13 protein-coding genes and 3 pseudogenes are annotated in these 12,102 nt (G+C 68.5%); 7 read left to right on the top strand and 9 right to left on the bottom strand.

All coding sequences use genetic code 11. The features are described from left to right. Positions 1-553: 553 nt before the first annotated feature. Both BEK98_RS38055 and BEK98_RS49635 read left to right on the top strand, forming a co-directional pair. Positions 554-1,417 (top strand): LLM class flavin-dependent oxidoreductase, encoded by an 864-nt coding sequence (locus BEK98_RS38055; RefSeq protein ID WP_094221331.1) that lies wholly within the window; start codon positions 554-556, stop codon positions 1,415-1,417. A 315-nt stretch (positions 1,418-1,732) separates the two neighbouring features. Further along, complete coding sequence (locus BEK98_RS49635; protein ID WP_094221330.1) at positions 1,733-2,221, top strand: hypothetical protein; 489 nt, start codon at positions 1,733-1,735, stop codon at positions 2,219-2,221. A gap of 124 nt (positions 2,222-2,345) precedes the next feature. On the opposite strand, the gene BEK98_RS38045 is transcribed toward BEK98_RS49635, so the two are convergent. Next, positions 2,346-3,137 (bottom strand): ATP-binding protein, encoded by a 792-nt coding sequence (locus BEK98_RS38045; RefSeq protein ID WP_094221397.1) that lies wholly within the window; start codon positions 3,135-3,137, stop codon positions 2,346-2,348. Between the two features lie 73 nt (positions 3,138-3,210). Between BEK98_RS38045 and BEK98_RS38040 the strand changes: the two genes are divergently transcribed. Next, a complete protein-coding gene (locus BEK98_RS38040) occupies positions 3,211-3,687 on the top strand; it encodes a hypothetical protein (RefSeq protein WP_094221329.1) in 477 nt (158 codons plus the stop codon). A 12-nt stretch (positions 3,688-3,699) separates the two neighbouring features. Here the strand turns inward: BEK98_RS38040 and BEK98_RS50350 are convergent. The 3 genes and pseudogenes from BEK98_RS50350 to BEK98_RS38030 form a co-directional block, all read right to left on the bottom strand. Beyond that, positions 3,700-4,566: pseudogene (locus BEK98_RS50350) on the bottom strand (Mu transposase domain-containing protein); the annotation flags it as partial. Between the two features lie 17 nt (positions 4,567-4,583). After that, the gene (locus BEK98_RS51410; RefSeq protein ID WP_425276650.1) at positions 4,584-4,868 is read right to left on the bottom strand and encodes an NUDIX domain-containing protein; all 285 of its coding nucleotides are present in this window, start codon (positions 4,866-4,868) and stop codon (positions 4,584-4,586) included. Between the two features lie 536 nt (positions 4,869-5,404). After that, positions 5,405-5,641, bottom strand: a complete 237-nt coding sequence (locus tag BEK98_RS38030; RefSeq protein ID WP_094221328.1) for a DUF805 domain-containing protein — start codon at positions 5,639-5,641, stop codon at positions 5,405-5,407. A gap of 158 nt (positions 5,642-5,799) precedes the next feature. On the opposite strand from BEK98_RS38030, the pseudogene BEK98_RS51405 reads away from it, so the two are divergent. Next, positions 5,800-5,952: pseudogene (locus BEK98_RS51405) on the top strand (IS256 family transposase); the annotation flags it as partial. A gap of 114 nt (positions 5,953-6,066) precedes the next feature. Here the strand turns inward: BEK98_RS51405 and BEK98_RS38025 are convergent. Further along, a complete protein-coding gene (locus BEK98_RS38025) occupies positions 6,067-6,741 on the bottom strand; it encodes a hypothetical protein (protein ID WP_094221327.1) in 675 nt (224 codons plus the stop codon). A gap of 500 nt (positions 6,742-7,241) precedes the next feature. Here BEK98_RS38025 and BEK98_RS38015 point away from each other — a divergent pair. Further along, a pseudogene (locus BEK98_RS38015) lies at positions 7,242-7,821 on the top strand (transposase family protein); the annotation flags it as partial. A 17-nt stretch (positions 7,822-7,838) separates the two neighbouring features. Here BEK98_RS38015 and BEK98_RS38010 read toward each other — a convergent pair. From BEK98_RS38010 to BEK98_RS38000, 3 genes are all read right to left on the bottom strand, one after another. Continuing rightward, positions 7,839-8,282 carry a hypothetical protein gene (locus BEK98_RS38010; protein WP_094221326.1) on the bottom strand — a complete coding sequence of 148 codons (444 nt, stop codon included), beginning with the start codon at positions 8,280-8,282 and terminating at the stop codon, positions 7,839-7,841. Positions 8,283-8,592: 310 nt separating this feature from the next. Then, positions 8,593-8,949: an SCO4402 family protein gene (locus BEK98_RS38005; RefSeq protein ID WP_425276649.1), complete on the bottom strand. Its 357-nt coding sequence runs from the start codon at positions 8,947-8,949 to the stop codon at positions 8,593-8,595. A 75-nt stretch (positions 8,950-9,024) separates the two neighbouring features. Then, the gene (locus tag BEK98_RS38000; RefSeq protein WP_094221324.1) at positions 9,025-9,438 is read right to left on the bottom strand and encodes a winged helix-turn-helix transcriptional regulator; all 414 of its coding nucleotides are present in this window, start codon (positions 9,436-9,438) and stop codon (positions 9,025-9,027) included. Between the two features lie 100 nt (positions 9,439-9,538). Between BEK98_RS38000 and BEK98_RS37995 the strand changes: the two genes are divergently transcribed. Then, entirely contained in the window at positions 9,539-10,480 is a 942-nt protein-coding gene (locus tag BEK98_RS37995) for an NADP-dependent oxidoreductase (protein ID WP_094221396.1), read from the top strand. 343 nt (positions 10,481-10,823) lie between these two features. Beyond that, complete coding sequence (locus BEK98_RS37990) at positions 10,824-11,012, top strand: hypothetical protein (RefSeq protein WP_143684214.1); 189 nt, start codon at positions 10,824-10,826, stop codon at positions 11,010-11,012. 380 nt (positions 11,013-11,392) lie between these two features. Here the strand turns inward: BEK98_RS37990 and BEK98_RS37985 are convergent, their stop codons facing one another. After that, positions 11,393-11,821, bottom strand: a complete 429-nt coding sequence (locus tag BEK98_RS37985; RefSeq protein ID WP_094221322.1) for a hypothetical protein — start codon at positions 11,819-11,821, stop codon at positions 11,393-11,395. Between the last annotated feature and the right edge of the window lie 281 nt (positions 11,822-12,102).

The following is a 12,102-nucleotide window of genomic DNA, read 5'->3' as shown; positions in this document are numbered from 1 at the left end:
CGGCGGGGTCGCCAAGGCCACGGCTCTCAAGGTATCCGCAGGCATGCAGTGGGTCTCCTGACCCGAAATCCCTCAAGCCTTGTCGGGGCCTTGAGGCACAGCACGGAGCCGAGTTGCCGCTTCAACTGGGTCCAGCTGCCCGTGGTCTGCTCATGGGCGGCCTTCTTGAAGGCCCGTAGACGGTAGGTGCGGCGATCGGGGGGCGCCCTTCTCGTCTCCCTGCGGGGCGATCGGCACGGCCGGGGTGAGACCCTGTTCTTCGACTGTCCGCTGTAGGCCCTCCAGCGGACCCGCTCCTGGCGGTGGCTGGAACGGCTGCTGGACGAGCCGGAGACGCTGGAGGACGCTCACGCAATTCCCCGGTTCGTGGCCATAGCAGCTGTCGGACCGCGCGAGTGCGGCGGAGACGGACGGGTCAGTCCTGCCAGCCCAGCCGGCGGTTCGGGAATCCCGATGGAACGCGCGTAGTCCTGCGCGTGTCAGCGGCCTGCCGTGAAGCCGCCTGTATCCGAATCCGATTGCCCCTCAGCGGCCGGCTGCGCATCCTGCTGGGATGCGCTTCTCCATCAACATCCCCAACTTTGGTGACTTCGCCGACCCCCGTAACGTCGCGACGGTGGCGGCTGCCGCCGAACAGGCCGGCTGGGACGGGCTCTTCGTCTGGGACCACGTACTGCACCGACAGCACCAGGGGCGTCCCTTCGGAGATCCCTGGATGCTGCTGACCGCGGCCGCGCTGGCGACCTCCCGGATCCGACTCGGTACCCTCCTGACGCCGGTCCCCCGTTACCGCCCGCAGCAACTCGCCCGCCAGGTGGCCACCCTGGACCACCTCAGCGGCGGCCGGGTGATCTTCGCCGCGGGCCTGGGCGGTCCGGTCGAGGACGAATACCGCAGTTTCGGCGACGCCGCCGAGCCACGCCTTCTCGCCGAGCGGCTGGACGAGGGACTCGACCTGTTGAGGCGCTTCTGGTCCGGCGAGCCGGTGAACCACCACGGCCGGCACTACGAGGTCCGGGACGTGACGCTGCTGCCCGCCACCGTGCAGCGGCCCGGTCCGCCGATGTGGATCGGCGGGTTCTGGCCGCGTCGTGCGCCCATGCGGCGGGCAGCGCGGTGGGACGGCGCGGTCCCGCTCTTCGAGACGGCCCGGCATGGGCATGTGCCGGATGTGGCGGAGGTACGGGATCTGGTCGGCTACATCTGCAAGCACCGTGCGGCCGGTGCCGAGCGCTCCTTCGAATTCGTACTCGGCGGCGCCACGTCCCCGGACGCGGCGAAGGCCAGGGACGTGATCGGTCCGCTGCACGACGCCGGCGCCACCTGGTGGGACGAGCGACAGGTCCAGACCGGACCCGACCTGGACAGCCTGCGCCCAGTGCTGCGCCGCATCGAGGCAGGGCCGCCGGTGATCTGATCGGCCGTTCGACGGGGCGTCCGTGGGCGGTGGTGCAGGCCGCGGGCTTCTCGTGGTCCCAGCGCTGTCGGGCGTCACGACGGCGGGCCAAGCAGGCGGCGAAGTCGACGTCGCGCGCAACCAGACCTGCGGTGTTCGCGTCCTCGTCGCAGCGAGGAAGGCCACTGCGGCGGCCGCAGTCCGTCGGAGCTGCTCAGTGTGGAGGACAGGATGACAGTGATCTCCACCGGCGATTGCATGACGGCATACGGCTCCGCCGGTTTCGCCGTGCCTTCTACGGCAGGAAGCGACACGAGAGGTGAAGGGACGAAGAACGTGACGACGTGGGGGCTGGTCATCGAAACGACCGTGGGTGTTGGGGAACGCAAACACACCGAGGCACACGTGGTGGCTCACATCACCGGACTGCGCGAGGAGGCACTCGCAGAGCTGGAACGGCGGGCGCGGAGCCACTCACCCGAGCACCCGAGAAGCCCCAAGCGCCGTCGGCTCCTGCGACAGAACGACGGGTTCCTCCTCGTCATCGACGGGGCGTGGCAGTCGTTCGTCACTCGGTTCACGGTGGCGGAGCTGCTGGAGGACTCCGACGCGCCCGCCGTACCAGAACCTGTGGCGGAGTCATCGACCGTGCCTGATGCCGCACCGGCCGAGCCGGTGGAGCCGGTGGAGCCGGTGGAGCCGGTGGAGCCGGTGGAGCCGGTGGAGCCGGTGGAGCCGGTGGAGCCGGTGGAGCAACAAGTCGAGCGGTACCCGGACGGGGTGCCTGTCAGGCCGGCGTGGCTGGGACGCGACGACCTGCCGTGAGTACGTCGGCCGACGGCGCGAGGTGTCAAGGGACAGTAGGAACTCCCCGGGGGCGGACTGTTGATCTCCCCACTGGCGGACAGTGAACATCCCCGGTGGACAGTTGCTCTCCCAGGTGGTGGGGTCAGCCGAGCAGGACGACGCCTCGGCGAGTGGTGGCCTCGGCGAGGCGGTTGCTGTCGCCCTGCGTGACGACTACGTGGGCGTGATGCAGAAGCCGGTCGACGGTCGCAGTGGCGAGGGTCTTCGGCGTGATCTCGTCGAATCCTGACGGGTGCAGGTTGCTACTGACGGCCAGACTCCGGCGTTCGTATGCGGCATCGACCAGCCGGTAGAAGCCTTCGGCCGCGTCGGGAGAGACGGGCAAGAGCCCGATGTCGTCAACGATGATCAGATCAGTTCGCGTGATCCGGCCTATGGCCTTCGCGACGGAGTCGTCGACACGGTGTCGTCGCACCAACGCGCCGAGGTCCTCGATGGTGAACCCGGCGACGGTCATCCCGGCGTTGACGGCTGCTTGCCCGAGGGCCTCGCAGAAGTGCGGCTTTCCGGTGCCCGACGGGCCGACCACGTCGAGGTTCTCGCGTCGGCCGACCCACTCCAGCGTTCGCAGGGCGGTCTGGGTCGGGACGGGGATCGAGGAGGCTTCCTCGTTCCAGATGTGGAAGGTCTTGCCGGTAGGGAAGGCCGCCCGGGTGCGGCGGGTTCGGAAGTTGGCTGCGTCCCGGCCTGCGGCCTCCTCGGCCAGGAGCGCTCGGACGACCTCGGCCGACTCCCAACGCTGGGCCCTCGCGGTCGGGATGACCTCGGCCATCGCCCGGCGGATGTGAGGCTGCTTCAGGCGCCGCGTCAAAGCGATCGCCTCGTCGAACACGGCGCCGGTCGTGGCCGCGACGGCGAACGCCGGGGCAGCCAGCCGGGGCCGGGCGGTTGCGGTTGCGGTGTCAGTCATCAGGGGTTCCTTCTGTTCGGTTGGCTAGATTGAGCGGATGTTCGAACGAGTGGGTGCTGAAGAGTCCGCGGCCCTGGAGACACTGGCCTGGAAGGTCCGCAACGAGCTGGCAGCCGCGGGCCTGCCCGTGCTCGCCTCGGGGGTGAACCCGGTCCTGACCGGTGGCGCCGAGGTGGACATCGACGACGGTGCCGACGCGGCCGGCGGAGTGTTCGTGGCCTGGCAGGCAAACCCTCGCCTGCGGGCCTGCGCAAGTCGCGCATTCAGGCTCAAGCAACTCGATGAGCCGGTCCTGCGGCATTCAAGTGCGGTCGGGGCCGCGATGATGGAGGCGATGGCCCAGGTCTTGGCTTCGGCGGGCTTCAGCGTGGAGGACGCCCGCGACGAATACCGCCCGCAACAGTTGCGGGTCCTTGCCGGACCGTCGTCCGGGCAACAGCCGGTGTGGCAGCTTCGCGACGACGAGCTGACCCTGCCCGGCTGGCAGGACCATCCCGCCGACGGTGCCGACTGAGACCAGCGTGGCTCACGGCGTCGTGAACCCGGACCAGGCGGAGGTGCCAGGCTGCAGGCTGTGGGCCTCACCGCGGCGGATCGGATCGGTCCGGTCGTGCTCGCCCTGGTGTTCCAGGATCGACAGCAGGTCGCGCTCGGCGAACCGGCCGACTGTCGCCGCGGTGCCCAGCGCCCGGTCGACGTCGGCCGTCCCGTGCGGCTTCGCCAGCGCGACGGCGTCGCCCATCTTCGCCCGGATCCGCCGGACGCCTGTCGCCGCAGCCTCGACCAGCCAGGCCGCCGCCCCAGGTCCGATCGCCAGGAACTGGGCCTCGGCCGGGTTCGTCGCCCGCGGCGTACGTTGGCCGCACGGGGCGTCGAGGTAGTGCTCGTCGGCGATCCGCGGACTGCCCGGAACCGAGCGCGGGTGGCGGGCGGCCTCGACCGCGCTGCCCGCGGCCATCGCGGTGACAATCAGCTCGTCGCCGTGGAAACGGACCCAGACACACTCGTCGACGAACTCGTGCGGGACCGAGTAACGGACCGACTCGACCGAGATCGTGGGGTCCTTGCCGACCCTGCGGGTCTCGCCGAACGCGGCAGTGAACGGCTGCTCGGGCACCGGGTGCAACCGCAGCCGCTCCTCCGCCAGCAACTCGGCCGGGATCCGGCGGATCTCACAGTGGCCCCGGCCGTTCACCTCGCTCATGAAGTCCTCGCAGGCCTCTTGGAGTTCGGCGAAGTCGGCATACTCGGGCCGCAGGTTCACCGCGGCCGGGACCAGGTCCCGCTTCGCGATCCGAACGGTCGCCTCCGTCCCGCCCTTCGAGGCCGGGTAGGCCGGCACGCATGACCGCACCACAGTCCCGTAGTAGCGTGCGATCGGCACCAGCTCGGGGGGGACCTGTTCGTCGGTCAGCCACCGGATTGCATTGAATTCGCCTTGGTCGTACGAGGTGATGGTGCGGGCGTCGGCATCGAGCAGGTACCAGAGCGAGACGTCGGTGTGCGCGTGCTCTCCCCGGGTTCGGGCCACGGTGAGGAAGAGGGGATCCCGCCGGTGATCGGTGATGCCACTGCTTCGATGCCCAGCTCCTCATGGCATTCGCGGACCACGGCGGCCCACGGGTTCACACCCGGCTCGACGTGTCCTCCGGCCGGCAGCCACAGACCCGCCTTGCGGTGCGCGACGAGCAGCATCTGCCCGCGCACGTGGTCGAGCACGACGAAGTAGGTGCATGCTCGCAGGAGCCACTGACAACCGTGCCCGACGGGCACGATCCACCACGGGCCCCTGGGGCCCTGCATGACCACAGTCCCGGGAATTGCGTGACTGTCGACAACTGCTGGCGCCCGGCGCGAGGTGCACGCAGGGCGCCCGCATGAGCGTGCATTCCGGGAGCAGTCGGCGGTCGCCGCGTGAGCCTGGGCGGGCCAAGGGCGGGCCGCAGCACGGCGGCGTTGCAGGACAACTTTACCGGCCGCCGCCCGCGGTGGAAGTGCCCGAGGAGGCCCGCGCCAGCTGTCACCTCGCCGCTCAGCCGCCGCTGGCCCGCACATGCACGGCAGTAGGTTCGCATGCACGTCGATGCGATCACGTGAGGAGCTCCAGGGGCTGGGCTATGAGTGCCCAGGTGCTGCGTTCCCGGCGCCGCCTGGTGCCCGTGCACGTCTGAGGACGCCCGGACAACGTCGGCGGGCGACTTCTCGGGGCGGCGAATGCCGAAGGCGCGGCGTCACGCGAGCGCCCGGGTCTTCTTCGGGTTCGGGCCATACTGGTTCGCGCCCGCCTTACTGTCCTCGGAGCAGAGGACCAGCAGGACAATGGCGCCGATCGTCGGGACGAGATGGATGAAGATCCACCTGGCGGAGCGGACCGTGCCCCCCGTCGGCAGCAGGAGTACGAGCACGGCAATGCCGGCGCCGGCGAGTAGGGCCGACGAGTGGGTCGCGACGCCGATGCCGCCCAGCACCCCGTATTGCGCCGCTGGGCGTGGGAGGTTGGCCAGTTGCGTGCAACCGATGTACTGGCGATCAGACTATGGCGGCGTCCTCGATGGCGGGCAATGATCGAGAGCTGTGGATCAGTCTGAAGGACGGGCGTACCTTCCCGATGGATCGACGGGTCTCAATGCTGGCAGCCTCGCTGGAAGCCGAAGTCAACTCCCACATAGCCGAGTTGGTTGACCAGCGCGATGAGCAGGGGCGGCGCTTGGTGGTGCGCAATGGCCACCGCCAGCCGCGGAAGGTCACCACGTCGGCGGGCGCGGTGGAGGCGAGGGCGCGGGCCCGGGCGCTCGCAGGTCAACGACAACTCGCGCTGACCGCCCTTGCTGAGCTGCCCCGGCTGCCTCGCGGGTATACGGACCGCGAGGCAGCCAGGCGCGCGATCGGTGGATCAGCCTTCGACGACGAGCGTCTTGGCCCTACCGGAGCGGCTGGAGCAGGACTGCTTCTCCTTCGCGGTCATCTTCCGGGACTTGACGACCACCGCGTTGCTTTGGCCGTCCGTCCCGTTAGGGGCAGGCCCCGTGATGACGTCGGGGACGAACCAGAAGTAGTGGCCCCACTTCCGGTCGTCGTAGTGGGTCTGCCATGTGCCGGAGACGGTCTGCATCACCTGCGCACGGGAGATCCAGCCGACTTCACCGGGTTTCACCGTCATGTTGATGGAGCTGGTCTCCGAGTGCGTGCTCGACCAGGTGTGGCTGTAGGTCGCCGTCACGCTGAGATCGATGATGTCCGCGATCTTGCCGCCGACGGTCACGGACACGCCCGCCGAGTCCGTGGAACCGACCGTGTCGGACCAGGTCATCGACTGGGTGGCAGGCGAGGTGCTGCAGTTGTAGAGCGAATCGGAGACCCGGTGGAAGTCTCCGAGGTACGCCTCGCCCAACTGGGGGTCGTTGAAGGTGCACTTGCCTGTGCCCGAGTCGCAGTCGGCTATGAGCTGCGCCCGGGTGGGCTGGTCATCGGCCGAGGCCGGGGCGGCCATCGCCGCGACCATGCCCAGGGCAGCCGCCGAGAGCGCCAGCATGTGTCCGCCGTAGCGCATCCTGCGGTTGTTCGCCATACATGTGCCTTTCGCTGTGCATGAGGGGGGTCGGCGATCGCAGAAAGAGTGACTGAAGTTTCCACGATCACCGCCTGTTGCGATCTAGGAGACACAACAACTGCCTTATCTACACCACAAGTTGATGAAATCCCAGCCGTGGGCGACCTTCTGCCTGTAAGTGATCGGCCGGACCCCCTTCGCCACCGCGATGACGTGCCGCTGCCCCCGGCCGACGACCGCGCGCGGCCGCCGCTAGAGGCACCCGCTGTGATGGGGCGGACCAGCGCTTGTAGCAGCAGACGGTTGTGGTGAAACCGAGAGAGTCCAGATGCGAGACCGTGGTGCCCCCTCGTAGCCGCCGAAGAGGCCGCTGGAGCAGTACCCGGAAGGTGGGTCAACGCCGGTGTGGTTCAGGACGCATACCTCGACTATGTGAAGGCGGGACGGCCAGTCGACGGCTCGCCAGACCTGGTAGACGGGCTGTTGATCAAGATCAACCTGTCCGACCGGAGCTTCATGTGCTTGCCTACTCATCGGCGATCGATCTGTCCAGCTCGACCCTTCGGTTCCTGTCTGGCCTGCTGGCTGTTCAGCGCCGCGAGCGCGGGACGTGCTGGCGCCGACTGTCGGCCGATCGGCAGGCACTGCTCGTGCTGGCGCATCTGCGGTGCGGGCACACCTATGCTCAGCTCGCGGCCGGTTTCGGCATCGGCACCACCACCGTCTACCGGTACGTGGCCGAGGCCGTCGAGGTGCTGGCCGCCAGCGCACCAGACCTCGCCGCCGCCTCCCGCACCGCAACCCGCAGAGATTCGTGATCCTTGACGGCACGCTGCTGCCCATCGACCGCATCGCCGCAGGCCGGCCGTACTACTCGGGAAAGCACCGCAAGCACGGGATGAATGTGCAGGTCGTCGCCGACCCGCTGGGCAGGCTGCTATGGCCTCGCCGGCCCTGCCCGGTGCCGTGCACGACATCAAGGCAGCCCGCACCCACGGCATCATCGACGCCCTGACGGACGCTGGCATCCCCTGCTGGGCTGACAAGGGCTACCAAGGCGCTGGCGGCACCGTCCGCGTGCCCTACCGCGGCCGTTGGCACGACAGGTAGATGGCTCAATCTCCAGACCAGCCCCAGAAGTAGACTTTCTGTCGCGTCCCGTCGTCGTCGTGCAGTACTGCGCAACGGCCGTACCCGCGCTCGCGAGCGAGGTCTTGGATCGCTGGAACGTGTTCGCGGGTCAGCCGTTCAGTACCCGTGGCCCTCCGGGCCTCTTCAGCGGTCACCGGCTGTACTGCACAAACCTCGGGCTCCTCATCTTCCCGTTGAACGTGGAAGACATCGAGAATCGAGTGGGTGCCAGAGTGCTGCGTCCACTCATCCGCCCACAGTTCGTCCAGGGTCAAAGGCCGCGGACGGCGCTCCTCCTCAGGAAGCCAGTCGCCGCCGCGCACCCAGTAGTACTCACCGGCGAGGAACACTCGATGCCGCAACTCCTCCAGCGCGGCGCCAAGATCCTCCTGGTACGGCACGTAGTAGTCCCAGGCCGAAGCGCCCATCCTGTACCCCTTCCGAGTCAGCTGCCAACGCGGCACTACGCCACAGGAACGTTAGCGGTCGCCGCCGACAGGCCAAGAAGGCTGACGACAGTCCTCCTGCACCAACTGCGGACACGTACCGAAGAAGCGGACCAGCACATGCATGGTCGACGAAGAGCCGAGCAGAGTTGTCACACTGTGCAAGGTCTGCCCGCTGCGACCAAGGTGCCGGACCGACGCCCCCGCGCCACCACATGTGAGCAGCCCAGGCAAACAGGCGAGGTTGGCAAAGGCTTCCAGTGTCGATATCCCTGCAGCACGGCCCCGGTCGTCAGGAGTGCTGACGTTGCTCCTGATGGAGAGCCGCAGCTTGAAGGTCATTGGTCACCATCACCTGAGCCGGTCTGGCCGCGATGGTGATCACGATGCCCCACCCCGGAGCATCGAGACAAGCCCGATCCGGGGCGCCGCGGCCCACGGACTCCTGCACTGCCGAGTAGGCCGTGCCCAACTCCTCGATGAGCGTGACTTCCTCCTCGGTCCGGAGGCTCTTGCCCAGCCACGGTGCGGGGTCGTCAGCGTTGCAGAAGTCGTCGAACAGCACGTTGACCACGTAGTCCAGGTCCTCGAGCTCCTCCGGCTGCAGCCACACGTCGCGTTGCCATGAGGGACTCGCCAGAGCGAGAATCGTCGGTTGTGGCGCAGGGTGAACAAGCCGGGCCAGGTCTCGATGACCAGTCCGAAGCTGCCGAGCCGGAGGCGGTCAGACCGTGACTGGCTGTACCTCCTGGGCGGCCCGCGCGTCGTAGGCGTCGCGGGCGTCCAGGACGGAATTGATGTTCTCCTCCGACCAGGCTCGGATCGCGTGCATCAGCGCGGTGACGCTCTCGCCCAGCCCGGTGGCCGCGTATTCGACCTTGGGCGGAATGGTCGGGTAGACCGTGCGAGTGACCAGGCCGTCCCGCTCCAGGGTGCGCAGGGTCTGCGTGAGCATCTTCTGGGTGATGCCGTCCAGTCGGCGCCGCAGCTCGCCGAAGCGCATCGGGCCGTCGGACAGTGCGCCCATGACCAACATGGTCCACTTGTTGGCGAGTACGTCCAGGATCTGGCGCGAGGGACAGGCAGCCAGATAGGCATCCGCGCCGCCGTAGAACCGCAGGTTGTCAGTAGTACCCATGAGGTACCTATATACCTTTGAGGTGCCTTCTGTTCAACGGTTACCGGCCCGCCGAGGATAGGGACATCCCAAGCGACTCTCCGAAGAGGAGTGCATGACGATGCGCGCGATCACCCAGAAGACCTTCGGCGGCCCCGAGGTGCTCGAGCTCGTCGACGACGCCCCCAAGCCGGCCCCCGGACCGACGCAGGTGCTGGTCCGAGTCAGGGCGACCAGCGTCAACCCCGTGGAACTGTTCGTCCGCTCCGGCGCCTTCCCGTTGCTGGGCGAGCCGCCTTTCGTCCTGGGCTGGGACATCTCCGGGGTGGTCGAGCGGGTCGATCCGGGTGTGCACCGGTTCAAGGTCGGCGACGAAGTCTACGGGATGCCGTACTTCCCGGCCGCCGCCGGGGCGAACGCCGAGTACCTGGTCGCCCCCGCGCGGCAGCTGGCTCGCAAGCCCGCAGGAATCAGCCACGAGGAGGCCGCGGCGCTGCCGCTGGTCGGCCTGACCGCATGGCACGCACTGGTGGAGATCGCGCAGCTGCGGCCAGGGCAACGGGTACTGATCCACGGTGCGGGCGGCGGGCTCGGGCACATCGCGGTCCAGCTGGCCAGGCACCTCGGCGCGGAGGTGGTGGGCACGGCGAGCGTGGGGAAGCACGACTTCCTGCGCGGGTTGGGTGCGGACCAGCTGATCGACTATCGGACCCAGGACTACACCGAAGTGCTCCAGGACGCGCCGGTGGACGTCGTGTTGGAGACCCTGGGCGGCGGGAACGCCGAGCGTTCCTTCGGCGTGCTGCGGCAGGGCGGCTTGCTGGTGACGGCGGTGGAGCGGACCAGCACCACCCTGCCGGAGCTTGCGGAACAGTCCGGCGTACGCTTCGCAGCGGTCGGCGTGGAGCCGGACCCCGCCGGCCTGGAGGCACTGACCGAGCTGGTCGAGGAGGGGAAGCTGCGGGTGCACTTGCAGCAGGTCTTCCCACTGGAGAAGTTGGTAGAGGCGCACGAGGTACTGGCTGCGGGCGGCGTGCAGGGCAAGCTTGCGATCACGGTCTGAACGGACCGCGTGAGGCGTGATCAGGCTGCGGCGTCTTCCCACCGCTCGTCGAGGCCCGCGTTCGAAGCGGGCCCCGGCGGACCGTGAACACGCCGAGCAGGCGATCCGGGTGTTCGCCAGGCTCTACCAAGCGAAGTTCCACAAAGCCGGACGACCGGCTGCGCTAGGGAGCCGGCCCCGGCTGCGATCAGGTCGGCGGCTACGAGCCGGACTTGCCATCCAGGAGCACGAGACGCAGGTACAGGTGCACGTTTGGCCGGGGGTTCCGGCAGGGCGCGCTGGAGGCGAGCTGCTGGGGCGGGGCGCTCTGTTCTCCAAGTCTGGCCGTATCTCGGTGCACTCCATGATGCGAGGGCCTGAAGGGCAGTGGCTGGTGCTGGAGGGGCCGGGGCTGTACGGGGTGCGCGTGTACCGCTTCGGGAGCGGCCCGGCCGCGCCGGCACGGCGGGATGAGGCGGTCAGGCGGATCGGCGACGGCGAGGACATCGAGATGCCCACCGACTTGGAGTCGTACGTGATCGACATGTGGTGATAGCCCCGGACAGAAGCGCGCGATTCGCCAGAGAGGACCCCGACGGGGGTACGGGGGTACGGGGGGGGTCGGCGGCCGGAGAATCGCACCCGCGCCACCCGATCCCTCACACACCGGTCGTGATCGCCAGTGCGGCAACCTGATCCGCCCTCGCCATCCAGATCAGCTGGTGACCAAACAGCGGTTGGCGTGCCGTTGTAGCGGAGCGTATGGCGCGCCCACGCACTACCAGCCGGTCAGATCCATCAACACCTCGCAGTGCGGATCCTCTTCAACCAACCTCATGTACTGCTCTTCTCCCAGCAGGGAGGGAATCGAACCGTCAGTGGACCGGTCAGATTGATGTCCACCCCTCCGGGATGCGACGCCCCGCCGGGGCATCACACGAAATCGGCAGCCGACTCCATCCTCAGCAGGACGTCCCTCCATTCCGCCCCGGAAAGCTGCATGGCCGCCCGGCGCAGGTCGAGGGGGTGACCTGCGGCAAGTGATGCGGCGATCTCCAGCACGGTCAGATGGGGACCCATGGTGCCGGGCTCTCGGCGATGGTCGTCCAGCAGCTCGGGCGTCCGCAGCAGCTCCAGGACACCCGCCCAGTTCACCGCGGTCGGGCGGTCGGGCGGCTCCACGGCGCCCAGCGCGGGCTCCTCGATGAACCGGCGCAGCCAGTAGCCGCCCCGGAAGGAGGCGAGGACCACCGTCGCCCTCCTCCTCTGGTGATTGCCCACTGACTCCACAAGCTGACGCGCCAGGACCGCCGCCTGGGGGGCTTGCAGGACAGACAGCTCGTCGGCATGATCGATAGTCATGCCGCCACTATGCGGCGGCTGGAGACAGGGGCTCCGTGCGGCGCCACCCTCTGTCACACGAACAGACCAGGCCGCTTTGCTCATGGACTCATGCCAGTGCTACGGCAGCGACCAACGAGGACTGAGTCGCATGGCCCGGCCGGGCGGGGTGCCGGCGGGCGCGGCTCAGTCACTACTCCGCCGGATCCTCCTCGGCGTGAGTGGTGATCGCGGTCTGCGACGTTTCTGCTGCCTTCACGCCGCCCAACGCTGGGTCGTCGAGCGCGCATGCGCCCGACTGT

Source organism: Streptomyces diastatochromogenes (assembly GCF_002242805.1).
Taxonomy (GTDB): Bacteria; Actinomycetota; Actinomycetes; order Streptomycetales; family Streptomycetaceae; genus Streptomyces; species Streptomyces diastatochromogenes.
This window is presented reverse-complemented; position numbering and strand designations above follow the sequence as displayed.

Bases quoted from the DNA above. Each gene is read 5' to 3' on its own strand.
- BEK98_RS38055 (WP_094221331.1), top strand. From the start codon at position 554: ATGCGCTTCTCCATCAACATCCCCAACTTTGGTGACTTCGCCGACCCC.
- BEK98_RS38040 (WP_094221329.1), top strand. From the start codon at position 3,211: ATGTTCGAACGAGTGGGTGCTGAAGAGTCCGCGGCCCTGGAGACACTG.
- BEK98_RS51410 (WP_425276650.1), bottom strand. From the start codon at position 4,868: ATGCTGCTCGTCGCGCACCGCAAGGCGGGTCTGTGGCTGCCGGCCGGA.
- BEK98_RS38025 (WP_094221327.1), bottom strand. From the start codon at position 6,741: ATGGCGAACAACCGCAGGATGCGCTACGGCGGACACATGCTGGCGCTC.
- BEK98_RS38010 (WP_094221326.1), bottom strand. From the start codon at position 8,282: ATGGGCGCTTCGGCCTGGGACTACTACGTGCCGTACCAGGAGGATCTT.
- BEK98_RS38000 (WP_094221324.1), bottom strand. From the start codon at position 9,438: ATGGGTACTACTGACAACCTGCGGTTCTACGGCGGCGCGGATGCCTAT.
- BEK98_RS37995 (WP_094221396.1), top strand. From the start codon at position 9,539: ATGCGCGCGATCACCCAGAAGACCTTCGGCGGCCCCGAGGTGCTCGAG.
- BEK98_RS37990 (WP_143684214.1), top strand. From the start codon at position 10,824: ATGATGCGAGGGCCTGAAGGGCAGTGGCTGGTGCTGGAGGGGCCGGGG.
- BEK98_RS37985 (WP_094221322.1), bottom strand. From the start codon at position 11,821: ATGACTATCGATCATGCCGACGAGCTGTCTGTCCTGCAAGCCCCCCAG.